Below are 23,911 nucleotides of genomic sequence, written 5' to 3' on the forward strand. Positions count from 1 at the left end.
TGCGCCCGGCACCGGCGAATGCGGCCCCGCCCCGGAGGCGTACGCACCGGGCGCCTGCCCCTCCGGGACACCAGACGCCCCCGGCACGGACTGCCCCCCGACCGCACCCGGCGCAGGCCGCACACCGGGCGACTCGGGAGCTACCGGCGCAGGGCCGTCGGGCGCCGCGGAACGGGCGCCGGGCAACGGCTGCTGAGCATCAGGGACGGAACCCGGCGCGGCAGGGAACTGCTGCTCGCCGGAAGGGAGTTGCTGCCCGGGGGAGAGCGCGTTCTGTGCGGGCTCACCCGCGGAGGGGGCGTGTGGCTGTCGGCCGGTCACCTCCGGCTCCCCGTGCGCCGGCGCGGGCTGCCCGGATTGCGCGCCGGGCGCGGACTGCGCGTCGTCGGGCGCGTAGGGCCGCGCCGGTACGAGACCGGGCGAGGACTCCGTCTGCTGCGCGAGCGAGGGCTCCCCGGACACGGGGTAGCCGGTCGGCGCGAACGGCCCCGGCTCGGACGGCATGTCCGGCGCGGGCAGGGCCGGAGCTGCCGGGTCGGGAGCGGCGTGGCTCGGCGCCGGGCTCTCGCCGACGTGCGGGTCGGGGCCGTCTCCCGTACGGGCGGACGGCGAGGCGCCGCCCTGCGATGCGGGCGCCTCCGGCTGAGCCTGCTCGGAGGGCGCAGGGGGGAGCGCGAACGGGGCGTGCTGCGGGCCCTGTTCGGTCTGCGCCGCCTCGGCCCGTGCGCGGGCGGCCGCGAGCCTGCGGGCACGCCTACCGCCGCCCGTCGAGCCGGCGTCCGCCGCGTCGACGTCCGGAACCTGCCCGGACTCCCCCGGCCCGAGTGCCGGCAGCGCCCCCTGGGCCGGAGGCTGCGATTCCGCACCGGGACCGTGAGGTTCGGCGAGTGCACGCCGCGCCCGGCGCCCCGTGCCCTGCGGGGGCGTCCGGTCTTCGCCGGCGCGGGCTCCGGTGTCCGCGGGGCCCGCCTGCTCGTGCTGCTCCTCGGCCGGGCTCGGCCTCCCGCGCCTGCGCCCCGTCGGCCGCGGCGCAACCGCCGCGCCCGTACCGCCCGGCAGCTCGACGGCGTCCGCCCCGGCATGCGCCTCGCCCTGCCCGACGTACGCGCCGCCGGGCACGTCCACCTGGGCAGCTCCGGGCTCCGACGCCCCGCCGGCCGCCACGACCCCCTCGGCGGAACCGCCCGAAGCCGCCCCCGACCACGCCCCGGCCCCCGGCGCGGACTCGCCCCCCGCGGAGCCGCGCACCGGCCTGGCAGGCGCCGGCATCACGGTCGTCTCGTTCTCCTTCTCCTTGCCCACCCGCGCGCCCGCGGCCGGACGCGACGCCTCCGCAGCCCCGACCGTCGGCAGCTCCACGACGAAGGCGGACCCGCCGGCGCCCGGCACCTCGTGCGTCTGCAGGACACCGCCGTGCTTGCCGACGATCCCGCGCACCAGCGGCTGGTGCACCCGGTCGCCGCCGCTGTACGGACCCCGCACCTCGATCCGCACGGCCTCACCGCGCTGCGCCACCGCCACGACGATCGTGGGGTCGACGCCCGGCGGCAGCGGCGCCGCGTTCCCCGTCGAGTCGACGCCCGCGACGTCGGCGACGAGGTGCGCCAGCGCCGTCGCGAGCTGCTCGGCGTCGAGTTCGGCGTCGATCGGCGGCGTGTGGACGGCGAACTGCGCGCGGCCCGGACCGATCAGCTCGTCGGCGCCCTCGATGGCGGACTGCACCACCTCGTCGAGGCGCACGGTGCGCACCTTGAGGCGCTCGGCGCCCGAGTCGAGCCGCTGGTAGCGCAGCACGTTGTCGACGAGCGTGGTCATCCGCCCGTACCCGGCGGCGAGATGGCGCAGTATCTGGTTGGCCTCGGGCCACAGTTGACCGGCCGGATCGTCGGCGAGCCCGCTGAGCTCGGTACGCATCCGCTCCAGCGGCCCGCGCAGCCCCTCGCCGACGACCGCCTCCAACTGCTGGTGTCGTGCCGCGAGTTCGTCGTACGGCCGGCGATCGGTGAACGTGAGGACGGCGCCGACGAGTTGCTCGCCGTCGCGCACCGGCGCCGAGGTCATGTCGACGGGCACCGGCCGCCCGTCCTTCGCCCAGAGCACCTGGCCGACGCGCACGCGGTGCTTGCGCCCCGAACGCAGGGTGTCGGCGAGCGGCGTCTCCTCGAAGGGCAACGGCGTGCCGTCGGCCCTGGAATGGTGGACGAGCGGGTGCAGCTCCTGCCCGCCGAGGTCGCCGGCACGGTGACCGAGTATCTGCGCCGCCGCCGGGTTGACGAGGACGATCCGCCCCTGCGCGTCGACGCCCATCACGCCCTCGGAGGCGGCCCGGAGGATCATCTCCGTCTGCCGCTGCTGGCGCGAGAGTTCGGCCTCGGTGTCGAGCGTGCCCGTCAGGTCGCGGACGACGAGCATCAGCAGCTCGTCCCCCGTGTACCCGCCGCTGCCCGACGTCCCGTAGTCGGCGAACGCGGCCTCGACGGCCGACGCGTAGGGGGTGTGCGGGTCCTCCAGGTTGGCGCTGGTCACCTCGACGGCGAACGTGCTCCCGTCGGTACGCCGCGCCGTCATCCGCTGCGGCTTGGTGCGCCCCGCCGCCTCGTCGATCTCCTCGGGCCTGCGCATCGAGCCCGGGATGCGCTTGGAGTCGAACTCGGGGAGGAGGTCGAGGAGTCCGCGCCCGACGAGCGCCGTACCGGGGGACTCGAAGACCTCCAGCGCAATGGAGTTGGCGTTGACGACCGTGCCGTTGCAGTTGACGAGGATGAGGGCATCGGGCAGCGCGTCGAGTATGGCGGCGAGGCGAGCAGCGCCCCGGGACGGCCTGCTGCTCACAGCGGTCTTCCTCCCTGCTGACCACGTGCGGTGACCCGCGGCGCCGGCTTCCTGCTGACGTCCCCGCCGATCCTCCGCTTCTGCCGGACCGCCCGGCTGCCGGTCGGTCGCCCGGGCGCGTCACTAGGGGGAAGTGTACGGGCAGCCGGGAGGGAAGCGGCGAGGGATGCGGCAGCCACTGCGGAGAACCGGTGGAGAAGAAGCGGAAGTCGGGGAGACCGGGAGACGGGGCGGTGACGCGGGTACGCCGGCGCCGCCCGTCAGCTGCGCGGCAGTACGGGGACCAGCGCCGACCAGCGGTCGATCTCGCATCCGTCGGTGCGGTCGAAGCGCGCGTCGACGCGCGCGCCCCGCCAGGTCCCCCGGACCTTCGCCGTCGCGTCGCCACCGTGGACGAGCGTGCACAACTCCCCTTTGCCCACGGGCGCGAACGGGTCCCCACCGTCCGCGGTCGCCTCGCGGAGCTTGGCGCAGGCGGCGCGCGGGTGCGGGTGATCGCCGCCCGTCGGTCGGCAGCGGAGGGTGCGAGAACCGTTGTACGCCCCCGACTCGCTCCCGGAGACGGTGAGATGGAGGACGTCCGGCCTGCCCTCCGCCTTGGGGGCGTCGACCCCGGCGGGCGCGGCGCCGAGGGCGGCGCCCGCGAGGAGGAGCGCTGCGGTGGGCAGGACGAAGCGGCGCGGCATGAGTCTCTCCCTGGTTCGACGGGGAGCGGACGTCCCCGCTCCTGTTCCGTCAACGCCCAGGGCGACGCGGCGTTGCGCACTCCCGTCGGCCCGCGGACGGGACACGGGCGCGCCCCCACCTGCCGCGGACGGGATGCGCTTTGCCTGAGCCTTACCGGACCGAGTACGGTAGGGCCCGATTGGAGACAGCCCACGCGGCTGTGCCATCATCGTCCGCACACACCGCGCTTCCGAGTTCCCGGTGTGCCTGGAGGCTTCGCCTAGTCTGGTCTATGGCGCCGCACTGCTAATGCGGTTTGGGGTGATCCCCCATCCCGGGTTCAAATCCCGGAGCCTCCGCTCGATCTCCACGATCACGAAGCCCCGACCACTCCGGCCGGGGCTTCTTCGTGCGCGCGGCCGCTCTCGCCACACAGGGCGTTTACGCAGGTCAGAAGGGATAGACGGTAAGGATTTCGCCTCCGGCCGCAGGTCATGTAATGTTGTTCCCGCAACGCCGAGGGGGCGACCGACCCGAGGCACAAGCGCTCGTAGCTTAACGGATAGAGCATCTGACTACGGATCAGAAGGTTGCAGGTTCGAATCCTGCCGAGCGCGCAGCACGTGGAGTCCTGTTCCGATCACTCGGAACAGGACTCTTTTGGTTGTGCAAGCAACTCACATTCCTGGCGCCGAGCACAGGCCCACTCGCCCGCGGTACCGCGGCCTTGATCTTCCGTCCCTGCTCGTGACTGCCGTCAGTCCGTAGCCGTAGGCACTGTGTGCGGCGCACCAGCACGGCGACGTGTTCGTCGTCGTACTCGGTCGCCGTGGTTGGCAACCCGACGGGCAGCCGGGGAACTCGGAGGAGCAGCCGAGTTTCTGCGTCACCTGGAATCGCCCTTCGAGCGGGTGCGCCTCGCGGGCCGGTGCTTGGAAGGCCAGACGGGTCGAGGAGCTGCACACCGGTCAACGCGCCGCACTTCGGGAAGCCCGCGGGACTCGCAGCGCCGGTCGTGTTCGCCGTCGTGTCGGCCGCGGAGCCACGGCTGCTCCGGGACATCTCCTCGGCTCACGTCCGGGGCGGGACCCGTCCGGGATCTCCCAGCGACCGGAAGAGGGGGCTCTCACCCCGGGCTCACGGCAACGCGGTTCACCGCGCCCCCACCCCCCTCCTCGCAGCCGCCGCCTCGACGAGTGCCCGCATGACGCGGACGTCGTCGCCCTCCTCCGGGTGCCATTGGACGCCGAGTACGAACGCGGGGCCGGCCGGGGCCTCGATGGCCTCGACGGTGCCGTCGGCTGCGTGGGCCGAGGGGACGAGGCCGGTGCCGAGGGCTGCGAGGCACTGGTGGTGGTAGGTCGGTACGGAGAGGGGGTCGGGGAGTACCGAGGCGAGGCGGGTGCCGGGGACGGGGGTCACGGTGTGGCGGGCGAAGACGCCGGTGTCGCCGCGGTGTCCCTCCAGGTGCTGGACGAGGGTGCCGCCCGCGTGGACGTTGAGGAGTTGCATGCCTCGGCAGATGCCGAGTACCGGGAGGCCGCGGGCGAACGCGGCGTCGAGGAGGGCGAGTTCCCACTGGTCGCGCTCAGGGTCGGCCGGGCCGGCTTCGGGGGCGCGCTCGGCCCCGTAGCGGGCCGGGTCCACGTCGGGACCGCCCGAGACGACGAGGCCGTCGAGGCGGGCGACGACTGCGTGGGCGGCCTGGGTGGCGTCGGGCGGGAGGAGCGCTGCGAGTCCGCCGGCGCGCTGGACGAGGAGGTGGTAGCCGGCGGGGAGGAGCGCCGCCGACTGCTGCCACACGCCCCAGCGGACGCAGTTCTCCAGGTAGGTGCTGACGCCGATGAGCGGGGCCTCATCCATCGCCGCCTCCATCACGCTGCGGAACGTCGGCGCTGTCCGGCTCGCGGGCGGTGCCTGCGCCGGGGGCGTCGTCGGGGCCGTCTGCCGCGCTCGGCCCTGCGGGGTGCTCGTCGGAGGTGTCACGGGCCAACTCTGCCTCCGCGGCGGCGAGCGCGGCGAACTCCTCCTCCGGCGCGGCGGCCACGAGGCGGTGCCGGCTGTAGAGGGCGAAGTAGAGGACGGCCGCGGCGTAGAGGACGAGCGCGAGCCCTGCGGCCTTCGGGTCGACGAGGAACGTCGCGACGACCGCGGCGCAGGCGAGGACGAGCGCGACGGACGAGGTGACGAGCCCTCCCGGTGTCCGGTACGGGCGCGGGAGTTCGGGCTCGCGGACGCGGAGGACCACGTGCGAGAGGGACATCAACACGTAGCTGAGCGAGGCGCCGAAGACGGCGATGTTGAGCATCCGCGCGCCGTCCCCCGTGGCTGCCGCGAGCGTGAAGCTGAAGGCGCCGGCGACGAGGAGTCCGAGGTACGGGGCCTTCCTGCGGCTCGTCAACGAGAGGAAGCGGGGCAGGTAGCCGGCGCGGGAGAGGGCGAAGAGCTGTCGGGAGCCGGCGTATATGAGGGAGAAGAAGGAGGCGATCAGGCCGGCCAGGCCCGCGTAGTTGACGATCCGGCTGAGCGTCGTCGGATCGCCTCCGTTCGCCGCCTGGAGCGCCGCGACGAGGGGGTTGTCCGCGTCCTTGATCGCGGTCGAGCCGGCGGCGCCCGCGGCGGGGAGCAGCGTCAGGAGGGCGAGGACGACGAGGATGCCGATCGCGGTGGCCATGGCGCGCGGCATGCTGCGCACCGGGTCGCGCGCCTCCTCCGCGGCGAGCGGTACGCCCTCGACGCCGAGGAAGAACCACATGCCGAAGGGGAAGGCAGCCCAGATGCCCAACAGCCCCAGCGGCAGCCAGGAGTTGGAGCCGAGCGCGCCGGTGTCGACGGCGACGTCGTCGAGGGAGGCGGCGTCGAAGTGGGTGAGCGCGCCGAAGGCGAAGACGAGCAGCGCGGCGACGGCGATCCCGGTGACGACGAAGCTGAAGCGGAGCGCCTCGCCGACACCGAGGAGGTGGATGCCGATGAAGACGGCGAAGCACGCGAGGAAGACGGACCAGCCCGACTCGAGCCCGAAGAGCCCCAGCGACTCGACGTAGCCGCCGATGAAGACGGAGATCGCCGCGGGCGCGAGGACGTACTCGATGAGGATCGCCGTACCGGTGAGGAAGCCGCCCCAGGTGCCGAGTGCGCGGCGCGCGAAGCCGTAGCCGCCGCCCGCGGTCGGCAGGACGGAGGAGAGTTCGGCGAGGGAGAAGACGAGGCAGGTGTACATGGTGCCCATGAGCACGGTGGCGACGGCGAGGCCGCCGAAGCCGCCCTCGGCGAGGCCGAAGTTCCAGCCCGCGTAGTCGCCGGAGACGACGTACGCGACGCCGAGGCCGCTGAGGAGGAGCCATCCGGCGCTGCCGCGGCGGAGCGAGCGGTTGCTCAGGTAGGCCTCGTCGGCGCCCGGTGGTGCCGAACCCTGTTGCCGCGGTACGCCGCGCGAGCCGGTTGCATCGGTCATGGCCACTCCCGCCTGAGGCAATGGTGCGGGGGGATACCTTTGTGCCGCGGACAGGGGCTGCGCAACCCCCCGTGCCGGACGGCCCGCGGCGTAACCGCCGTACAACACCTTCTACTTGACGGCGCATCGGCACCAGCACGCCTGCACCCAGGGCGGCTTGTGCGCAGCTCAGGCGAGGAAACCGCGCAGGAGTGCGGCCGTCCCCTGGCAGTGCTCGCGCGCCGCACGCCGTGCGCGTTCGGGTTCGCCCGCGAGGACGGCATCCGTCAACTCCGCGTGCTGCGCCTGGGAATGCTCCAGGTTGCGTACGAGGAGCGGTATACGGCCCAGGAGTTCGTTGACGCGTGCGCGAACTGCTGTGTACTGCACGATGAGTGACGAGGAGCCGGCGAGCTCGACGAGGGTGAGATGGAAGAGCGTGTCCTGGCGTCTGTAGTCGGCGGGCTCGGCGTCGCCCGCGGCCTCCATCGCCGTCCGCAGGCGCTGCGCCAGGGCGTCCGACAAGCCCTGTACGGCGCAGAGTTCGGCTGCGCCCGACTCCAGGACTTCGCGGAACCTGAGCGCGTCCTCGACCTCGGCGGCCTCCGCCTCCAGGCGCGCGCCCTCCGCCGGCGGCTCCGGCGCGTGCACGAACGTTCCGCCGTACCGACCGCGGCGGCTGACCACGAGCCCCTGCTCGGCGAGGACCTTCAGCGCCTCGCGGAGCGTCACCCGGCTCACGCCCATCCTTCCGGCCAACTCCCGCTCGGAAGGCAGGCGTTCACCGTGCCTGACGAGTCCGAGCCGGATGGTCTGGAGGATCTGCTCCAGCGCCTCCTCGAAGCCGTTTCCCGCACGTACGGGGCGCAGCACCCTCGCCAACCGGTCCCGTCCTGCCCCGTTCTCCACCATCGCTCCCAGCCCGTCCCGCACACCGCTCGGCCGCTCCGTCCGGCGCGACACCGGCCGGCCGAAGCCCCTTCCTTAAAAAGGTCTCGACGAATACCTTATGGCCTCTGCCCACCGACAGGAGGACTCCCCGTGGCAGACCGTGCAGCGTCCGCGCCCCCACTCGCCGTCGAAGAGCTGCGCGCGCTGGTGGCGTCGGGCGAGATCGACACCGTGGTGCTCGCCTTCACCGACATGCAGGGGCGGCTCCAGGGCAAGCGGTTCGCCGCGCCCTTCTTCCTCGACCACGTGCTGGACGAGGGCACCGAGGGATGCAACTACCTGCTCGCGGTGGACGTCGAGCTCAACACCGTCGACGGCTACGAGATGGCCTCCTGGGAGCGCGGCTACGGCGACTTCGCGATGCACGGCGACCCGGGAACGCTGCGCCGCGTCCCGTGGAACCCTGGCACCGCGCTCCTCCTCGCCGACCTCGCCCACCACGACGGGACCCCCGTCCCCGCCTCGCCGCGGCAGGTGCTCAAGCGGCAGATCGAGCGGCTCGCCGCGCACGGCTGGAGCGCCCTGGCCGGCACCGAGCTGGAGTTCATCCTCTTCGACGACTCCTACGAGGACGCCTGGCGCAGCGGCTACCGGGAACTCACCCCCGCCAACCAGTACAACGTCGACTACTCGATCCTCGGCACCGGCCGCGTCGAGCCGCTCCTGCGGCGTATCCGCAACGAGATGGCGGCGGCCGGCATGGCCGTCGAGTCGGCGAAGGGCGAGTGCAACCTCGGCCAGCACGAGATCGTCTTCCGCTACGCCGACGCGCTCACCACCTGCGACCAGCACTCCGTCTACAAGACGGGCGCCAAGGAGATCGCGGCGCAGGAGGGCAGGGCGCTCACCTTCATGGCCAAGTACGACGAGCGCGAGGGCAGCTCCTGCCACATCCACCTCTCGCTCCGCGACGCATCGGGCGCCGCCGTCCTCGCCGACGGTTCCGCGCCGGACGGCATGTCCCCCACGATGCGGCACTTCCTCGCCGGACAGCTCGCCGTGCTGCGCGAGTTCACCCTGCTCTACGCGCCGAACATCAACTCCTACAAGCGCTTCAGGCCCGGCAGCTTCGCACCGACCACCGTCGCCTGGGGCCCGGACAACCGCACCTGCGCCGTACGCGTCGTGGGCCACGGCGCCGGCCACCGCCTGGAGAACCGCGTGCCGGGCGGCGACGTCAACCCGTACCTCGCCGTCGCCGGCATGATCGCGGCCGGACTCCACGGCGTCGAGCGCGGCCTGGAGCCGCCGGAACCGTGCACCGGCAGCGCGTACGCGGCCGACGCCGCGCAGGTGCCGGCGACGCTGCGGGAGGCGGCGCGGCTCTGGGAGGCGAGCGCGGCGGCGCGCGAAGCCTTCGGTGAGGACGTCGTCGCCCACTACGCCAACATGGCGCGGATCGAACAGGAGGCGTACGACGCCGCCGTCACCGACTGGGAGCGGTACCGCTCCTTCGAGCGGATGTGAGCCGGCGCGCAGCCGCCGGGACGCGCGCACCGCCACCCTGTGCCGGGGAACGCCCCGCCAACGCCCGTACGCAGCCGAGGGATCGAGGACCGTTGACGCAACCGCCCCACGAAGCACACCAGGAACGCGAGCTGCGCGTCGTCAACCCGGCGACGGAGGAGCTGGTCGACACGGTGCTCGCCGCAGGGCCCGAGCAGGTCGACGCGGCCGTCGCCGGCGGCGCCGCGGCGCAGCGCCGTTGGGCCGCGCTCGCGCCCGCCGACCGCGCGAGGACGCTGCGGAGGTTCGCCTCCCTCGTCGACGCGCACCGGGAGGACCTCGCCGAGCTGGAGGTCCGCGAGGCCGGGCACCCGATCACGGCGGCGCGCGGCGAGGCCGCCAACGTGCGCGACGTGCTGGAGTACGCGGCCGGTGGCGTCGAGCGGCTCACCGGGCGGCAGATCCCGGTCGCCGGCGGCCTCGACGTCACGTTCGCCGAGCCGCTCGGCGTCGTCGCGGTGATCGCCCCGTGGAACTTCCCCATGCCCGTGGCCGGTTGGGGCACGGCTCCGGCGCTCGCGGCCGGCAACGCGGTGCTCCTCAAGCCCGCCGAGACGACGCCGCTCACGGCGCTGCGCCTCGCCGAGCTCGGTCTCGACGCGGGGCTCCCCGAGGGGCTCTTCCAGGTGCTGCCGGGCGAGGGGCATCTCGTCGGGCGCGCGCTCGTCGAGCATCCGGGGACGGCGAAGGTCGTCTTCACGGGCTCGACGGAGGCCGGCAAGGACGTGATGGCGCGGGCCGCCGCGCAGGTGAAGCCGGTGACGCTGGAGCTCGGCGGCAAGAGTCCGAACATCGTCTTCGCCGACGCCGACCTCGCGGCTGCCGCCGCCGCGGCACCCGCCTCCTTCCTCGACAACACAGGGCAGGACTGCTGCGCCCGCAGCCGCCTCCTCGTCCAACGCTCCGTGCTCGACCGCTTCCTCGCGCTGCTGGAGCCCGCGGTGACGGCGTTCCGCGCCGGGGACCCGAGGGACGAGGCCACCGAGATGGGGCCGCTCGTCTCCGAGCGGCAGCGCTCCCGGGTGCGCGGGTTCGTCGAGGAGAGCGCGCCCGCGCTGATCCGCGGCAGCGTGCCCGAGGGCCCCGGCTACTGGTATCCGGCGACGGTCCTCGAGGGGCGTCCCGACGACCCCGCGGCGACGGAGGAGATCTTCGGACCCGTCGCCGTGGTCCTGCCGTTCGAGGACGAAGCGGAGGCGGTACGGCTCGCCAACGCGACCGAGTACGGCCTCGCGGGGTCGTTGTGGACCCGCGACGTCGGGCGCGCGCTGCGCGTCTCGCGGGCCGTGGCGGCGGGGAACCTCTCGGTCAACTCGCACAGCGCCGTGCGGTACGCGACGCCGTTCGGCGGCTTCCGGCAGTCGGGCGTGGGGCGGGAGTTGGGGCCCGACGCGCTCGCGGCCTTCACCGAGACCAAGAACGTCTTCATCAGCACCGAGAGCACCGAGGAGCCCGCGTGACCGCACCAGCCGAAGGCAACGCCCCCGTCTGCCGACGCCTCCCCGGCCGCACCGCGGTGATCACCGGGGCCGGCAGCGGCATCGGCCTCGCCGCCGCGCGCCGGCTCTCCTCGGAGGGCGCCCGCGTCGTCTGCGCCGACATCGACGCGGACGCCGGGCGCCGCGCCGCCGAGGAGGTCGGTGGGCTCTTCGTGGAGACGGACGTCACGGACCCCGAGCAGGTGGGCGCCGTCTTCGCGGCGGCGGACGAGGCGTACGGCAGCGTCGACATCGCCTTCAACAACGCCGGGATCTCGCCGTCCGACGACTCCTCGATCCTGGAGACGGGACTCGACGCGTGGCAGCGCGTGCAGCAGGTGAACCTCACTTCCGTGTACCTCTGCTGCCAGGCTGCGCTGCCGTACATGCGGCGTCAGAGTAAGGGGTCGATCATCAACACGGCCTCTTTTGTGGCGGTGTTGGGCGCCGCCACCTCGCAGATCAGCTACACGGCCTCGAAGGGCGGCGTGCTCGCGCTCTCCAGGGAGCTCGGTGTGGAGTTCGCGCGCGAGGGCATCCGCGTCAACGCGCTCTGCCCCGGGCCCGTCAACACGCCGCTGCTGAAGGAGCTCTTCGCGAAGGATCCGGAGCGCGCCCAGCGCCGTCTCGTCCATGTGCCGGTGGGGCGCTTCGCCGAGGCGGAGGAGATCGCGGCGGCCGTCGCCTTTCTCGCGAGCGACGACTCGACCTTCGTCAACGCGGCCGAGTTCCTCGTGGACGGCGGGATCGCCGGGGCGTACGTGACGCCGCTGTAGCCGCCCCGCGGCGTGCGGGCGCGGCGGAGCAGGCGGTTCGAGGCTCCCCCCTCGTGCCTCGAACCGCCCTCGTGCGGCGCGTGAAACAGCGCGCACACAAGGCTAGTTGACTCAGCGTCAGTGTCCAATCACGGTATCGACACAGACCTATCGGGATACTTATCGTTGCGGACACCGTCGGCGGCATAGGCGGCAACCCCGTCGAAACGCGCATCGGAGACGTGATGGACCTGGCCCTGCTGCGCACCTTCCTCGCTGTGCACCGGGCAGGCTCCTTCACGCGCGCCGCCGCGCTGCTCGGGCTCTCGCAGCCGGCCGTCACCCACCAGATCCGCGCCCTGGAGCGGCAGTTGGGACGCCCGCTCTTCGTACGCCAGTCCCGCGGGGTCACGGCGACGGGCGTCGGGGAAGAGCTCGCGCACCGGGTCGCACCGCACGTCGACGCGCTGGCGGAGATCACCGAGATCGACCCGGAGGAGCCGGCGGGGCGCGCCCTGCACCTGGCGGGGCCTCCCGAGCTGATGTCGCTGCGCGTGCTCCCCGCGCTCGCACCGCTGGTGGAGCGGGGATTGACGCTCCGCGCCGCGTTCGTCACCGGGCGGGCGGGGCTGGAGGGGCTCGCCGCGGGGCACTACGACCTCACCGTCGGCACCGCCCGCGCACACGGCGAACTCCTCTCGACGACGCCGCTCTGGGACGAGGAGCACGTCCTGGTGGCGGCCCCCGCCTGGGCGTCCCGGCTCGGCGGGCCCGGCGCCGTCCGCGCAGAGGGGGCACGGCTCCTCAAGGACGTCCCCGTGGTGGCGGTCCACGAATCGCTGCCGCTGCTCACCGGGTACTGGGAGTCGGTCTTCGCGGCCTCGCCGACGCACGTGGGCGCCGTCATAGTGCCCGATCTGCGCGCCGTGCTGGAGTGCGTGCGCACGGGGGCCGGCGTCTCGGTGCTGCCGCGGTACCTCTGCGCCGGAGCGCTCGCCGCCGGCGAGGTCGCCACCCTCCTCGACCCGGACGTACCCCCGCTGCGCACCTACTTCCTCACGGCACGCGCCGGCACCGCCGCGCTGCCGCACCTCGCGCGCGCTCAGGACCGGCTGCTGCGCACCGCCGCACACTGGTGAACGTCACGGCCGGGACCGGTTTCGGTGGGTTTGGACACAGTGCCGACCGGTGAAACACCGGAGATGGGCGACGAAACCCCCGTCGTGAAGCGCACCGCACGCGCCATCCTCCTCGACGGCGAAATCGCCTCGGGCGCGGTGGAGATGGTGCTGATCAAGCGGACGAAGCCGGGAGCGGAGCCGTACTGGATCACTCCGGGCGGCGGCGTGGAGCCGGGCATCGACGGCAGCGTCGTGGAGGCGCTCCACCGCGAGGTGGACGAGGAACTGGGCGCCAAGGTGACGGACGTGGTGCCGGCCTTCGTCGACACGGTCCTGCACCGCGCGCACCCGCCGGGCCTCAAGGTGCAGCACTTCTTCGTCTGCCGGCTCGCGTCGATGGATCTCTCGCAGCGGCACGGGCCCGAGGTCGAGGCGCCCCGCGGGAGCTACGAGGTGGTCCGCATCCCCTTCGGCCGGGCCGGGCTGGACTCGGTCGAGGTGGTGCCCGAGAGCCTCAGCGCCTATCTGCGCGCCAACATCGAGGGCGTACAGGCGCTGCTCGCGCACGACCTCGGCTGAGGGCGCGGCGCTTCCGTCAGCCGAACCACCCGTGGAACGAGTCGGGTTCGCGCGCGGAGCGCTCCCCTCGGCGGCGGGCCTCGGCGAGCGCCTGCTGGGCCTGGCGGAGGAGCAGGTCGGCCTCGGCGCTCGGGGACGGCTGCGGGGGTCCGGAGGGCAGCTCGGTCTGCCGGAGCGCCATGGTGGTGTCGGGGGTCGGCTCCTCGGGATGCGGCTCGACGCCGTCCGGGGGCGGCACCGACTGCGCCGATGCGACGGGCTGTGGGACGGAGCCGCCGATCGGAAGGGCGGCGGCCCCTTCGCTCCGCGGTGCGCGGACGACGTCGACGTGCCGTTCGGCCGCCACGGAGCGCTCGTCGGCGGAACGGGCGGCGCCGAAGAAGTCGCCGCCCTTGCGCTTGTAGTCGTCCGTGCCCCACTCGCGGGCCGGGCGTCCGGGGGCCTTCTGGAGGTGCGGTACGTGCTTGGCGCAGTGGATGAACGCCTCTTCCACGGAGACCCGGACCCACAGCTCGGCCTGGCGTCCCGGCACCGGGTCCACGGGAAGGGCGGGAAGTTCGGCGCGCACCTCGGCGTCCGGGACGACCTCGCCCCTGCCGTTGATGTGGAGGCCGATCCTCGCCCGGGTGAAGTCCACGAGGACCAGGCCGAGTTGCGGGTTCTCCAGCAGGTTCCCGAGGCTCGCGTGGACGCCGTTGCCGTGGTACTCCGGGTAGACGAGGGTGTACTCGTCGACGACGTGGACGAAGCCGGGCGGGCCCGCGCGGAAGCTGCAGTCGCAGGCACCGGCGGCGTCCGAGGTGGCGACGAAGAACATCTCCTGGTGCCGGGTGAACTCCTGCATCCGTGCGTTGAGATGGTCGAGCACCTGCTCCTGGTAGAACCGCTCGGCGCGAGCGGACGTGCCCATCCGGCGCTGGAGTTCGTGCTCGCCCTCGCTGCCCGGCAGACCGTCCCGCCGGCGCGGGCCGCCCCCGGTCCGCCGCTCTCCCTCCGCCACGGCTGCCTCCTCCTTCTCGGTATCCGCCGGACGCTCCGGGGTGTCGTGGTCTGCTCCGATGCGTGACGTCTGCTGTCGATCCTCCCTCGGCCGCCGCCGGACGGTGTGTGCAGGGTCAGCCGGCGCCCGTGAGTTCGGCGACGGCGTCGTGGCGTATACGGCCCTGGGGGATGCCGGACCAGAGGAGCGCCTCGGCGCCGCTTCGGATCAGTCCCGGCGGGCCCGCGAGGTAGCCGTCGAAGGCGTGCCAGGGGCCGAAGCGGCGTACGGCGTCGGGGAGGAGGCCCGGGAGCGCGCCGTTGGAGCCGGGGGGCGCCGCGATCACGGGGCGTACGGCGAGCCAGCCGAGGCGCTGCTCCCAGATGCGGAGTTCGGCGAGGTCGTACAGGTCGTCGCGGTTGTGCGCGCCGTAGAAGACCTCGACGGGGCGGCGTCCGCCGTGGACCGCGATTTCCTCTATCAGCGCGCGGATCGGGGCGATGCCCGTGCCGCCGCCGAGGCAGAGGAGGCCGCTTTCGTCCCCGTGGTCCACGGTCATGGTGCCGGAGGGCGCGCCGAGCCGCAGGACGTCGCCGACGTGGGCCCGCCGCACGAGCGAGGTGGAGACCCAGCCGCCGGCGACTGCCTTGACGTGGAAGGTGAGCAGGCCGTCGCCGCGCTGTGCCGAGGCGAAGGAGTAGTGCCGCCAGACTCTCGGCCACCAGGGGGTCTCGACGGGTGCGTACTGGCCCGCCCGGAAGGGGTAGCCGCGGTCGGTGCGCAGCGTGATCTCGGCAACGTCCGGTGTGCGGCGGCGGTGGTCGACGATCTCCGCGTGCCACCAGGCGGGGGCGTGCCTCGCCTCCTCGGCAGCCGCGTCGATCATCGTCTGCGAGATCGCGGTGTAGGCGCTGATCCATGCGGACTGCGTCGCCGCGTCCCAACTGAGCGGCGCCCAGCGGGAGACGGCCGCGAGGAGGCACTCGCCGAAGACGGGGTACTGGTCGGGCGAGGTCCCGTACTTGCGGTGCCCGCGGCCGAGCTGCGAGAGGAACCCGGTGAACCGGGCGGGGTGTTCGGCGAGCCCTGCGGCGGTGAGCAGCGCGTGGAAGAGGCGGTCGCGCTGGACGTCCATGGCGAGCGGGAAGAGGCTGCGCAGCTCCGGGTTGCGGACGAAGAGCAGCGAGTAGAAGTACCCGGTCGCCTCGGACGCGACGGGCGCGAGCTCGTCGAGCGAGCGGCGGAGGAGCGCGGCGTCCTGCGGGTGGAGCGCGGGGCGGTGGTACCGCGCGGGGGACGGCTCGGTCGGCTGCGCGTACGGCGGGCCTCCCCAGGGCGCGGACCGCTGCTCGACGCGCACGTGGGCGCCCTCGGTCGCCGACGGCCGCGCGTGCGCGTCCGGTTGGCGCCCTGCGCCGTTCGCTGAAGCGAACCACAGGTTGCCGTCCGGCGGCATGGTCGTCATCCGGGGCCTCGTCTCGCAGCTTCTGCGGCAGCGCCCCGCAGATCCGCCGACGGCGGCGGGGCAGCGGCCATTCCGGCACCGGGAGCGGAATCCTCCCCGGACCGCTACCGCGCGATGCCGTTCCGACAATACCCATTACGCCACTTCACACAACCCCGTTCACAATTCCCCCTCGAACCCCGTGGATGCGCCGTGGGCCCGATTTCCGCCGCGGCCCGGCGGATTCGGCCCCCGCCGTCCTTCAGCTCCCCGCGCCTGCCACGAGTGCGTACGCCTCGCGCAGGTCGCGGCCCGTGTAGTGGTGCGAGGCGAGGTCCCGCACGTGTGCGTCGGCGTTGACGGCCACCGACACGGGGACAGCCGCGAAGAGTTCGGCGTCGGAACGGGAATCGCCGTACGCGACGCAGTCCCGCGGCGCCACCCCGAAATCCGCGCAGAGTTCGCGCGCCAGCTCCACTTTGGCCGTCGGCGTGAGAATTCCCGACGGGTCGACGGGCTCGCTCGGATACCGCCCGCCGCCCGAGGGCGCGAGCGGCGGGAGCTTCGGCCAGCGGGAGGCGCGCGTCGCGTGCGCGCCCCAGTCGAGGAGGCGGCTGACGAAGAAGTCGGGGGAAAGGGAGATGACGGCGCAGCGGTCGCCGCGTGCGGTGATCTCGGACCAGACCTCGCGGATTCCCGAGAGCCAGGGCGCGCCGTCGAAGGCCGCGGCCACGTGGTGCTCCGTGAGCTCCGCCCACAGTTCGCAGGCGCGTATCGCGAACTCTCCGGGCGCCAACTCCTGCGCGGCGAAGGCCCGTTCGAGAGCGAGCACCTCCTGCTCGACACCCAGCCTCCTGGAGATCTCGACGGGCGCCGCCGTGCCGTGGAGCAGCGTGCCGTCGAGGTCGAAGACGTGCAGTCGGCGCCGGGTGGTCGTCGCGTCCATGACCGCAGGGTAGGCGGAGCGGCCAGGGCCGCGGTACTCCCCCACGAGTAGCCCCGGAGCCTCCCGCCGTGCGACGCGCCGCCAGGCCCCGCCGGGGCACCGTGTCCCCATGCCGCGTCCACCCCAGCTCCCTCGCCCCGCCCGGCGCACCATGACCGTGCTGCACGCCTGCTCCTCCGCCTCCTGGCTCGGGCTGAGCGTCGGGCTGCTCGCGCTCGGCCTCACCGGCGGCGCCACGGAATCGGCCGCGACGAAAGAGGCCGCGTACCGCGCAATGCACCTCTTCGGGGACTGGCTGCTCGTACCGCTCGCCCTGCTGACCCTGCTCACCGGGCTCGCGCTCGGCCTCGGTACCCACTGGGGCCTGCTCCGCCACTACTGGGTCCTCGTGAAGCTGACCCTCACCCTCGCCACCGCCACCGCCACGCTCTTCGCGCTCCGTCCGCGCGTCTCCGCCGCCGCCGAGGCGGCCGCCGCGGGCGAGGAGGTCGAGGCGGGCGACCTCATCGCGGCGCCCGTGGTCTCGCTCTCGCTCTACCTGTTCATGATGGCGCTCTCCCTGCTCAAGCCCTGGGGCCGCACGCGCATCGGCCGCCGCGCCCTCGCCGAGGAGCGCCTCGCCAGGACCCGTACGGCGGCGAGGCCCGCGGCCGACTCCCGTACGGCGGGCGCCGCTTCGGTCGAATAGCACCGCGGCCTCCCGCGGCGCCGCTCGGCGGCCTAGTCTCGGCGGCGTGCCCGAGCAACCACCGGCAGGCTGGACCGTACGCGCCGCGACGGCCGAGGACCTCCCGTCCCTCGTCGCGCTCCTCGCCGACGACGCGCTCGGCTCGTCCCGCGAGCGCCCCGACCGGCCCGCCCCCTACCGCGAGGCGTTCGACCGCATCGCGGCCGACCCCCACCAGCGCCTCGTCGTCGGCTGCCGCGAGCACGACGAGAAGCGCCCTCTCGGCACCCTCCAACTCACCCTCACGCCGGGGCTCGCACGGCAGGGCGCGACGCGCGGCACCATCGAGGCGGTACGCGTCGCACGCGAGGCGCGGGGCGGCGGCCTCGGCCGCGTCCTGGTGCGGTGGGCCGTCGACGAGGCGGCGCGGCAGGGGTGCACGCTCGTCCAACTCACCTCCGACGCCACGCGCGAGGACGCGCACCGCTTCTACGAGCGGCTCGGGTTCCGCGCCACGCACGTCGGCTACAAGCTGCCGCTGGACTGACCACCGAGAGGAGACCCCCGTGCGGACCGAGGAACCGAGGCGAGTGGCGGTAGTGGGACCCGGCGGGGTGGGCGGACTCCTCGCCGCCCTGCTGGCGCGCGCGGGGCACGGCGTCGTCTGCCTCGCCGGCGAACGGACGACCGGGGTCCTGCGGGAGCGCGGGCTCCGCGTATCCAGCGCGGCGCACGGGGAGTTCACGGCGCGCGTCGAGGCGCGGACGGAGCTGCACGAGCCCGTCGACGTCTGCTTCCTCGGCGTCAAGCACACGGCGCTCGCGGCCTCGCTCGCCCGCATACCGCGCGAGGCGCTCGGCGAGGCGCTGCTCGTACCGCTCCTCAACGGCCTGGAGCACCCGGGCCTGTTGCGGGCCCACCACGACGAGCGGCGCGTGGCACCGGGGGCGATCCGCGTGGAGTCGACCCGGGTGGAGCCGGGAGTGATCGCGCACACCAGCCCCTTCGCGGAGGTCACCCTCGCGGGCGACGGAGTACCGCACGAACTCCTCCAGGGCGCCGCGCGGTTGCTCGAAGGGGCCGGGGTGCCCACCTCGCTCGGCGGCAGCGAGGCCGCCGTCCTCTGGCAGAAGCTGTACTTCCTCGCGCCGGCCGCCCTGCTCACCACGCGCTACCGCACGACCCTCGGCGAGGTCCGCACCCGGCACCGCGCCGAGCTCGGCGCCGTCGTCGCCGAGGCCGTCTCGGCCGGCCGGGCCGACGGCGCCCCCGGTGACGCGGAGGCGGTACTCGCCCAGTACGACACCTTCCCCGCCCCGACGAAGTCCTCCATGCTCCGCGACGCCGAGGCCGGCCGCGCCCTCGAACTCGACGCGATCGGCGGCGCGTTGCTGCGCGCCGCCGCACGTGTGGGGGTGCCGGCGCCGACCGCGGAGCGCCTCGTCGCGGAGGTCGCGGAGCGCGAAGGCGCCCCGGTGAGCGGCTGACGCGCGTCACGCCCCGCGGTCGTCGTCCGACAGCAGCGGGAAGAGGCGGGCGACGAGCGCGACGGGCGCGGCCCGCTCCGGACGCAGCTCGGGGCGCGACTCGCGGGCGCGGTACGGGTCGAGGGCGCGGCGCAGCACCGCGGAGACCTCGGCCGTCTCCTCCGGCGTCAGGTAGGCGAGGGCACTGAACGCCTCGTCCTTCCGCCACTCCTCGGGCGCTTCCGCGCGCCGACTCCGCCAGCGGTGGAAGCTCTCGTCCTCCAGGCCGCGCTCGAACCCGTCGAGCGGGTCGGGAGCTCGGCCCGCGGGCGCGGGGGACGCCGCGCTGACGAGGCGCCAGGGGCGGGCGCGCCCGGAGGTGCTCGGTGCCTCCTCGATATGTCCGTACCGGGCGAGTTGCCGCAGGTGGAAGGAGCAGAGGCCGGAGCTGTGGCCGAGGCGGGCGGCCGCCTCCGTGGAGGTGAGGGTGCCCGACTCGACGAGCAGGGCGAGGAGTTCGTCGCGTATCGGGTGGGCGGGGAGGCCGGGTGAGGCGGCGGGTTGCTCGGCTGATTCCTCTTCGGTCACTTTGCAAAGTCTGCTACTTTGCAAAGCAGTTGGCAACAGCGCACCGTGCGCTGCCACCACGAGGCCCGTAAGGAGCACCCACGTTGGCCCTCTCACGCCCCAGGCCCGCAGACGGTCGGACCCGGCTCCAGGGTGAGCCGGTGGACGGCTACCCGCTCTTCCCGCCCGAGGCGGAGCGAGGTGCCCCGCGGCGGATCACCGAGGTCGGCGAGGAGGTGCTGCGGCGGCCGTGCCGCGAGGTGACCGAGTTCGGCACCCCGGAACTCGCCTCGCTCGTCGACGACATGTTCCTCATGCTCTACGTCGCCGACGGTGCCGGGCTCGCCGCCAACCAGGTCGGCCTCGACCTCGCGCTCTTCGTCTACGACTGCCTCGACGAGAACGGCACGCGCCACGTCGGCCACGTCGTCAACCCGGTACTGGAGCCGGTCGCGCCGAAGGACCGGCGCCTGCTGGAGGACGTCGAGGGCTGCCTCTCGGTGCCGGGGGCCGGGGCCGAGCTGCCCCGCGCCGACCGCGCCGTCGTGCACGGGTGCGACCGCGACGGCCGCCCGGTCACCGTCGAGGGCACCGGCTACTTCGCGCGGTGCCTCCAGCACGAGACCGACCACTTGCACGGGCGGCTGTACCTCGACCGCCTCGCCGCCCGCGCACGCAAGCAGGCCCTGCGCGAGATGGCGGAGCGCCGCGAGGAGGTCATGGCGCGTCGCGCCGCCAACGCACAGGAGTTGGGGCACACCGCGCCCTGACCGCCTGGGCGCGCGGAGGTCTGGTTCAGCTCTCTAATGGGTAAAGTTTTCTTACGCCGATTACCGTCCCTGGGGAGCAAGGTATGAAGACGCCCATGTCCGACTACGCGCTCGGCGCCGGACTCGCCACCGACCTGATCAACACCGCTCCCACGGGCAGAAGTTCGGGCGAGGCGCTCACCAGCCCGACGGCCCTCGGGCGCTTCCTCGTCGAGCACGGCGTCGAGCCGTACGCGATGCTCGCCGCACCCCGTCTCACCACGGACGACCTCGACGAGGTGCGCTTCCTCCGCAAGGAGTTGCGCGCCCTCGTCCTCGCCGGCGACGAGACCTCCGTCGTCACCGGCGCCACCGAGCTGCTCACCCGCGCCGGCACCGTCCCCACCCTCCTCCGCGACAGCGCCGGACGGTGGCAGTGGCACCTGTGCACCGCACGGGTCGCCCCGCTCGCCGACGAGTTGGGCGCGCTCGCCGCTGCCGGATTCCTCGGCGTCCTCCGCACCCTCGGCCACGCACGGTTCCGGAACTGCGCCTCGCCCGTGTGCGACGGCGTCTTCGTGGACACGAGCAAGGCCGGCCGCCGCAGATACTGCATGCCTGCGCTCTGCGGCAACCGCCTCAACGTCGCCAACCACCGCGCGCGGAAGGTCACGGGCGAGGAGCGCGCCTGACGGACTCGCCCCGGCGTCACACGCTGAGCGTCCCGAAGGCGAACCCGATGACCATCCCGAGGACGAGCCCCGCGATCGACACCCCGATCGCCGTGCCGGCGAGCCGCTCCCCCTTCGAGTTGCCGACGATGCCGCACACGAGCCCCGCGATGCCGAAGAGCGGCGGACAGAACAGGAACGCCACGCACCCCAGCACGATGCCGACGATGCTGAGCGTGTTGGAGTCACCCTTGGACGGGTACGGCTGCTGCGGATACGACACGACGCCCCCTCACGTATGTGGTCGTCACACGATAGGGCAAGTCTGTTCGATCAGCCCGTCACGGGTAAGTGGCCCTGCGCCTGCGCCGGTTGAGGACTACGCGCACGTCGAGCGGTCGGGCAGCCCCGTGGCCTCCCGCAGGCGTCTGAACTCCTGCGCCAGCGCCTCGGGCGGGTAGTGCGCGTTGAGTCCGCTCGGACTCGGCAGCACCCACACCCTGCTCCGCTCGATCGCCTCCCGCTGCGGGCCGACGCCGGCCCGCGGGGCCCCGAACGCCGCCCGGAACCCCGTCACCCCGAGGAAGGCGACCCAGCCGGGACGCCGCAGCCGCACCGTGCGCCGCAGCCGCCTTCCCCCCTCGACGAACTCCCGCTCCGTCAGCTCCGAGGCCCGGGCCGTGGGCCTGGCCACCAGGCTCGCGATGCCGAGCCCGCAGCCGAGCAACTCGCGCTCCTCGCCCGGTGCGAGGCGCCGCGGCGTGAACCCCGAACGGTGCAGGGCCGGCCACAGCCGCGACCCCGGCGTGGCGAAGTGGCGCCGGGAGGCCGCCGACGCGAGGCCCGGGTTGATCCCGACGAAGAGCACTGCGAGCCCGTCGGCGAGCAGGTCGGGCAGCCGCACGTCCCTCGCCGCCTCCAGCTCCTCCCGCGTGAACCGTCCCATCCGCCACCTCTCCGCGTCCGACCCCGTGCACCGTAGCGAGGCGCCGGGCTCCGGAACGTGCTCGCGCGGGCCGCGATGCGCCGGTCGGCCGTATGGTGGCCGTGTGCAGAGACACGTCACCTTCACGCACGTGCACAACTTCCGTGATCTGGGCGGCTATCGCTCCGTTGACGGGCGCCGGGTACGGTGGGGCCGCCTCTTCCGCTCGGACTCCCTCGGCAAACTCCGGGGCGCCGACTGGGACCTCTTCCTCTCCCTCGGCCCCCGCACCGTCGTGGACCTCCGCTACCCCTGGGAGATCACCCGCAGCGGACGCGTCCCCGAACATCCGAGCCTCGCCTACCACAACCTCAGCATCGAACACCGCCCCTACGACCAGGCCGGCCTCGACCCGGACGTCGACCCCGCGCGGTACCTCGCCGACAGGTACGCCGAGGTGGCCCACGACGGCACCGCCGAGCTCCGTGCGGCGCTGGAAGTCGTCGCCGCCGACACCGCGCCCCTCGTCTTCCACTGCCACTCGGGCAAGGACCGAACCGGCCTCCTCGCCATGCTCGTCCTCTCCCTCCTCGGCGTCGACGAGCAGGACGTGGTCGCCGACTTCGCCCTCACCGAGCAGGCCACGGCCCGCCTGGTCGCCGAATGGCACGCGGAACACCCGGAGTTGACCTTGCGCTGGCCCGCCTACGGCCGCGCCCCCGCCGAGGTCATGCAGCTCTTCCTCACCGACCTCAACCAGCGCTACGGCTCCGTACGCGGTTACGCCTCCCACCGACTCGACGTCGACGACGCGCTCGTGGCGGCCCTGCGCGAGCGGCTGCTGGAGGCCTGACCGCCCCCGCGGTCACGGAGAGCCGCCCGCCCGGCGACGGTCCCCGCCTCCTCGGTCAGGGTCGGCGAGCTGTCGGGAGCCGTACTCGCTCCGGACGTCGTTCACCTGACGTACCTCGCCGACCTCGTGGGACGCCGGACATGGCGAAGCTCCCTGTGGCGTCGGACGGACACGGGCCGGCGTATGTACTTCCACCAGGGCACACCGGCGAGCTGAACCAGGACGGGTCGGCGCCGGCGGGTGAACTCCGGCGCGCGCTGCCGGGCTCGGCGGACGGGGCCGCCCTCTCAGCGCGGACCCACGAGCAGCCGGCTCGCGGCATCGTGGAAGTCGCTGACGAGCGGACTGTGGTCGTCGGCGCGGGAGGCGACGACCACCTGGCAGGGTTCGATCCCGTCGACGGGGACGGTGGCGAGGTCGTCGCGGAGCGCCCAGCGCCGGTCGTACGCGGGGACGACAGCGACGGCTCGCCCGTCGGCGACGACTTCCAGCTTGTCCTCGTAGGTGTCCACCAGCAGCGGGCCGACGGGAGCGGCGTTGCCGTCCGGCCGGGGTTCGAGCTGCCAGAACCCGCTCCAGATCGCGGCCATACCGGCACAGGCCACGAGAGGTTCGGCGGCGATGTCGCGGTGGCTGACCGACTCCGTTCCGGCGAGGCGGTGGGACGCGGGTACGAGGAGCGCCCGGGGCTCGTCGTAGAGGACGGTCATCCTCAGGTCCTCGGTCGGGATCGGAAGCGGCGTGCGTGCGACGAGCGCGTCCACCCGGCGGTCGGGGAGGGCGCCGGTTCCGTCCCAGTCCAGGTGACGGGTGCGGACATGGGCGTCGGGACGGCGGCGCCGCAGTTCCCGCACCGCGGCCGTGACGACGAGGTCCTCGACGTATCCGACGGTGAGCGTGCGGGGCGGCGCCGCAGCGCGTGCGGTGTGCACCGCCTGCCGGGAGGCGTGCAGGAGCTCCCGGGCCCGCGGCAGAAACGCCGCGCCAGCCGCGCTGAGGCCGGTGCCCTGGGTGGTGCGCTCCAGCAGGCGCACGCCGAGAGCGTCCTCCAGCCGCTGGATCTGCCGGCTCAGGGAGGGCTGGGCGATGTGCAGCGCCTCCGCCGCCCTGGCGAAGTGCAGATGTTCGGCGACGACCAGGAAGTACCGCACCAGCCTCAAGTCGAGGTCCGGTTCCGGCCCGAGGGCCGGAGCAAGCAGGGGTTCGTCGGACATGCGGACACCTTACGCGTGATGACGATCCCGCATGACGGCGTACGAAACAGGACTTGGACGCCTCTGTTCGCACGGAGGTTGACTCGAAGTCGCACCCACCGGGCCGATC

23 protein-coding genes, 2 tRNA genes and 1 pseudogene are annotated in these 23,911 nt (G+C 73.6%); 14 read left to right on the forward strand and 12 right to left on the reverse strand.

What is annotated here, in order from left to right:
- The coding region (locus tag UWG_RS33555) for a PAS domain-containing protein (protein ID WP_016906100.1) at positions 1-2,832 on the reverse strand (2,832 nt) is incomplete at its 3' end.
- A 260-nt stretch (positions 2,833-3,092) separates the two neighbouring features.
- Positions 3,093-3,518 (reverse strand): SSI family serine proteinase inhibitor, encoded by a 426-nt coding sequence (locus tag UWG_RS0104975; protein WP_016906101.1) that lies wholly within the window; start codon positions 3,516-3,518, stop codon positions 3,093-3,095.
- Positions 3,519-3,767: 249 nt separating this feature from the next.
- On the opposite strand from UWG_RS0104975, the gene UWG_RS0104980 reads away from it, so the two are divergent.
- A tRNA-Ser gene (locus UWG_RS0104980) sits at positions 3,768-3,857 on the forward strand.
- Between the two features lie 185 nt (positions 3,858-4,042).
- A tRNA-Arg gene (locus UWG_RS0104985) sits at positions 4,043-4,115 on the forward strand.
- Positions 4,116-4,650: 535 nt separating this feature from the next.
- On the opposite strand, the gene UWG_RS0104990 is transcribed toward UWG_RS0104985, so the two are convergent.
- The 3 genes from UWG_RS0104990 to UWG_RS0105000 all read right to left on the reverse strand — a co-directional run bounded on the left by UWG_RS0104990 (position 4,651) and on the right by UWG_RS0105000 (position 7,843).
- Entirely contained in the window at positions 4,651-5,361 is a 711-nt protein-coding gene (locus tag UWG_RS0104990) for a gamma-glutamyl-gamma-aminobutyrate hydrolase family protein (RefSeq protein WP_016906102.1), read from the reverse strand.
- Positions 5,354-6,952 carry an ethanolamine permease gene (gene eat, locus UWG_RS0104995; protein WP_016906103.1) on the reverse strand — a complete coding sequence of 533 codons (1,599 nt, stop codon included), beginning with the start codon at positions 6,950-6,952 and terminating at the stop codon, positions 5,354-5,356. Before eat ends, UWG_RS0104990 begins: the two co-directional genes overlap by 8 nt.
- Before the next feature lie 168 nt (positions 6,953-7,120).
- Positions 7,121-7,843 (reverse strand): FadR/GntR family transcriptional regulator, encoded by a 723-nt coding sequence (locus UWG_RS0105000; RefSeq protein ID WP_016906104.1) that lies wholly within the window; start codon positions 7,841-7,843, stop codon positions 7,121-7,123.
- Between the two features lie 129 nt (positions 7,844-7,972).
- Between UWG_RS0105000 and UWG_RS0105005 the strand changes: the two genes are divergently transcribed.
- From UWG_RS0105005 to UWG_RS0105025, 5 genes are all read left to right on the forward strand, one after another.
- Complete coding sequence (locus UWG_RS0105005) at positions 7,973-9,349, forward strand: glutamine synthetase family protein (RefSeq protein ID WP_016906105.1); 1,377 nt, start codon at positions 7,973-7,975, stop codon at positions 9,347-9,349.
- A 92-nt stretch (positions 9,350-9,441) separates the two neighbouring features.
- Positions 9,442-10,848, forward strand: a complete 1,407-nt coding sequence (locus UWG_RS0105010; RefSeq protein ID WP_016906106.1) for an aldehyde dehydrogenase family protein — start codon at positions 9,442-9,444, stop codon at positions 10,846-10,848.
- Positions 10,845-11,642 (forward strand): 3-oxoacyl-ACP reductase, encoded by a 798-nt coding sequence (locus tag UWG_RS0105015; RefSeq protein ID WP_016906107.1) that lies wholly within the window; start codon positions 10,845-10,847, stop codon positions 11,640-11,642. The genes UWG_RS0105010 and UWG_RS0105015 overlap by 4 nt, the downstream gene beginning before the upstream one ends.
- Before the next feature lie 224 nt (positions 11,643-11,866).
- Positions 11,867-12,760: a LysR family transcriptional regulator gene (locus UWG_RS0105020; protein WP_016906108.1), complete on the forward strand. Its 894-nt coding sequence runs from the start codon at positions 11,867-11,869 to the stop codon at positions 12,758-12,760.
- A 63-nt stretch (positions 12,761-12,823) separates the two neighbouring features.
- Positions 12,824-13,321: an NUDIX domain-containing protein gene (locus UWG_RS0105025; RefSeq protein WP_016906109.1), complete on the forward strand. Its 498-nt coding sequence runs from the start codon at positions 12,824-12,826 to the stop codon at positions 13,319-13,321.
- Between the two features lie 16 nt (positions 13,322-13,337).
- Here UWG_RS0105025 and UWG_RS0105030 read toward each other — a convergent pair whose 3' ends face one another.
- The 3 genes from UWG_RS0105030 to UWG_RS0105040 form a co-directional block, all read right to left on the reverse strand.
- Entirely contained in the window at positions 13,338-14,321 is a 984-nt protein-coding gene (locus UWG_RS0105030; RefSeq protein ID WP_016906110.1) for a pyridoxamine 5'-phosphate oxidase family protein, read from the reverse strand.
- Between the two features lie 115 nt (positions 14,322-14,436).
- Entirely contained in the window at positions 14,437-15,765 is a 1,329-nt protein-coding gene (locus tag UWG_RS0105035; protein ID WP_016906111.1) for a globin domain-containing protein, read from the reverse strand.
- A 241-nt stretch (positions 15,766-16,006) separates the two neighbouring features.
- Positions 16,007-16,690 (reverse strand): HAD family hydrolase, encoded by a 684-nt coding sequence (locus UWG_RS0105040; protein WP_033195973.1) that lies wholly within the window; start codon positions 16,688-16,690, stop codon positions 16,007-16,009.
- A 151-nt stretch (positions 16,691-16,841) separates the two neighbouring features.
- Between UWG_RS0105040 and UWG_RS29505 the strand changes: the two genes are divergently transcribed.
- Genes UWG_RS29505 through UWG_RS0105055 form a run of 3 tightly spaced genes read left to right on the forward strand, consistent with a single transcriptional unit; the run spans position 16,842 to position 18,844 of the window.
- Positions 16,842-17,378, forward strand: a complete 537-nt coding sequence (locus tag UWG_RS29505; protein WP_016906113.1) for a hypothetical protein — start codon at positions 16,842-16,844, stop codon at positions 17,376-17,378.
- 46 nt (positions 17,379-17,424) lie between these two features.
- Positions 17,425-17,904 (forward strand): GNAT family N-acetyltransferase, encoded by a 480-nt coding sequence (locus UWG_RS0105050; RefSeq protein ID WP_016906114.1) that lies wholly within the window; start codon positions 17,425-17,427, stop codon positions 17,902-17,904.
- 43 nt (positions 17,905-17,947) lie between these two features.
- A complete protein-coding gene (locus tag UWG_RS0105055; RefSeq protein ID WP_029391180.1) occupies positions 17,948-18,844 on the forward strand; it encodes a ketopantoate reductase family protein in 897 nt (298 codons plus the stop codon).
- A gap of 6 nt (positions 18,845-18,850) precedes the next feature.
- Here UWG_RS0105055 and UWG_RS0105060 read toward each other — a convergent pair whose 3' ends face one another.
- The gene (locus UWG_RS0105060; protein WP_016906116.1) at positions 18,851-19,411 is read right to left on the reverse strand and encodes a helix-turn-helix domain-containing protein; all 561 of its coding nucleotides are present in this window, start codon (positions 19,409-19,411) and stop codon (positions 18,851-18,853) included.
- 140 nt (positions 19,412-19,551) lie between these two features.
- On the opposite strand from UWG_RS0105060, the gene def reads away from it, so the two are divergent.
- Both def and UWG_RS0105070 read left to right on the forward strand, forming a co-directional pair.
- On the forward strand, positions 19,552-20,160 hold the full coding sequence (gene def / locus UWG_RS0105065) for a peptide deformylase (RefSeq protein ID WP_016906117.1): 609 nt from the start codon (positions 19,552-19,554) through the stop codon (positions 20,158-20,160).
- An 83-nt stretch (positions 20,161-20,243) separates the two neighbouring features.
- Complete coding sequence (locus UWG_RS0105070; protein WP_016906118.1) at positions 20,244-20,831, forward strand: CGNR zinc finger domain-containing protein; 588 nt, start codon at positions 20,244-20,246, stop codon at positions 20,829-20,831.
- A 16-nt stretch (positions 20,832-20,847) separates the two neighbouring features.
- On the opposite strand, the gene UWG_RS0105075 is transcribed toward UWG_RS0105070, so the two are convergent.
- Positions 20,848-21,093, reverse strand: coding sequence for a hypothetical protein (locus UWG_RS0105075; protein ID WP_016906119.1), 246 nt, complete (start codon positions 21,091-21,093; stop codon positions 20,848-20,850).
- A gap of 96 nt (positions 21,094-21,189) precedes the next feature.
- Positions 21,190-21,756 (reverse strand): mismatch-specific DNA-glycosylase, encoded by a 567-nt coding sequence (locus tag UWG_RS0105080; RefSeq protein ID WP_016906120.1) that lies wholly within the window; start codon positions 21,754-21,756, stop codon positions 21,190-21,192.
- Between the two features lie 103 nt (positions 21,757-21,859).
- Between UWG_RS0105080 and UWG_RS0105085 the strand changes: the two genes are divergently transcribed.
- Both UWG_RS0105085 and UWG_RS33560 read left to right on the forward strand, forming a co-directional pair.
- A complete protein-coding gene (locus UWG_RS0105085; protein ID WP_016906121.1) occupies positions 21,860-22,588 on the forward strand; it encodes a tyrosine-protein phosphatase in 729 nt (242 codons plus the stop codon).
- Between the two features lie 66 nt (positions 22,589-22,654).
- Positions 22,655-22,804: pseudogene (locus UWG_RS33560) on the forward strand (DUF4440 domain-containing protein); the annotation flags it as partial.
- Positions 22,805-22,875: 71 nt separating this feature from the next.
- On the opposite strand, the gene UWG_RS0105090 reads toward UWG_RS33560, so the two are convergent.
- The gene (locus UWG_RS0105090; RefSeq protein ID WP_016906122.1) at positions 22,876-23,802 is read right to left on the reverse strand and encodes a LysR family transcriptional regulator; all 927 of its coding nucleotides are present in this window, start codon (positions 23,800-23,802) and stop codon (positions 22,876-22,878) included.
- Between the last annotated feature and the right edge of the window lie 109 nt (positions 23,803-23,911).

The organism is Streptomyces xiaopingdaonensis, assembly GCF_000262345.1.
Classification (GTDB): domain Bacteria; phylum Actinomycetota; class Actinomycetes; order Streptomycetales; family Streptomycetaceae; genus Streptomyces; species Streptomyces xiaopingdaonensis.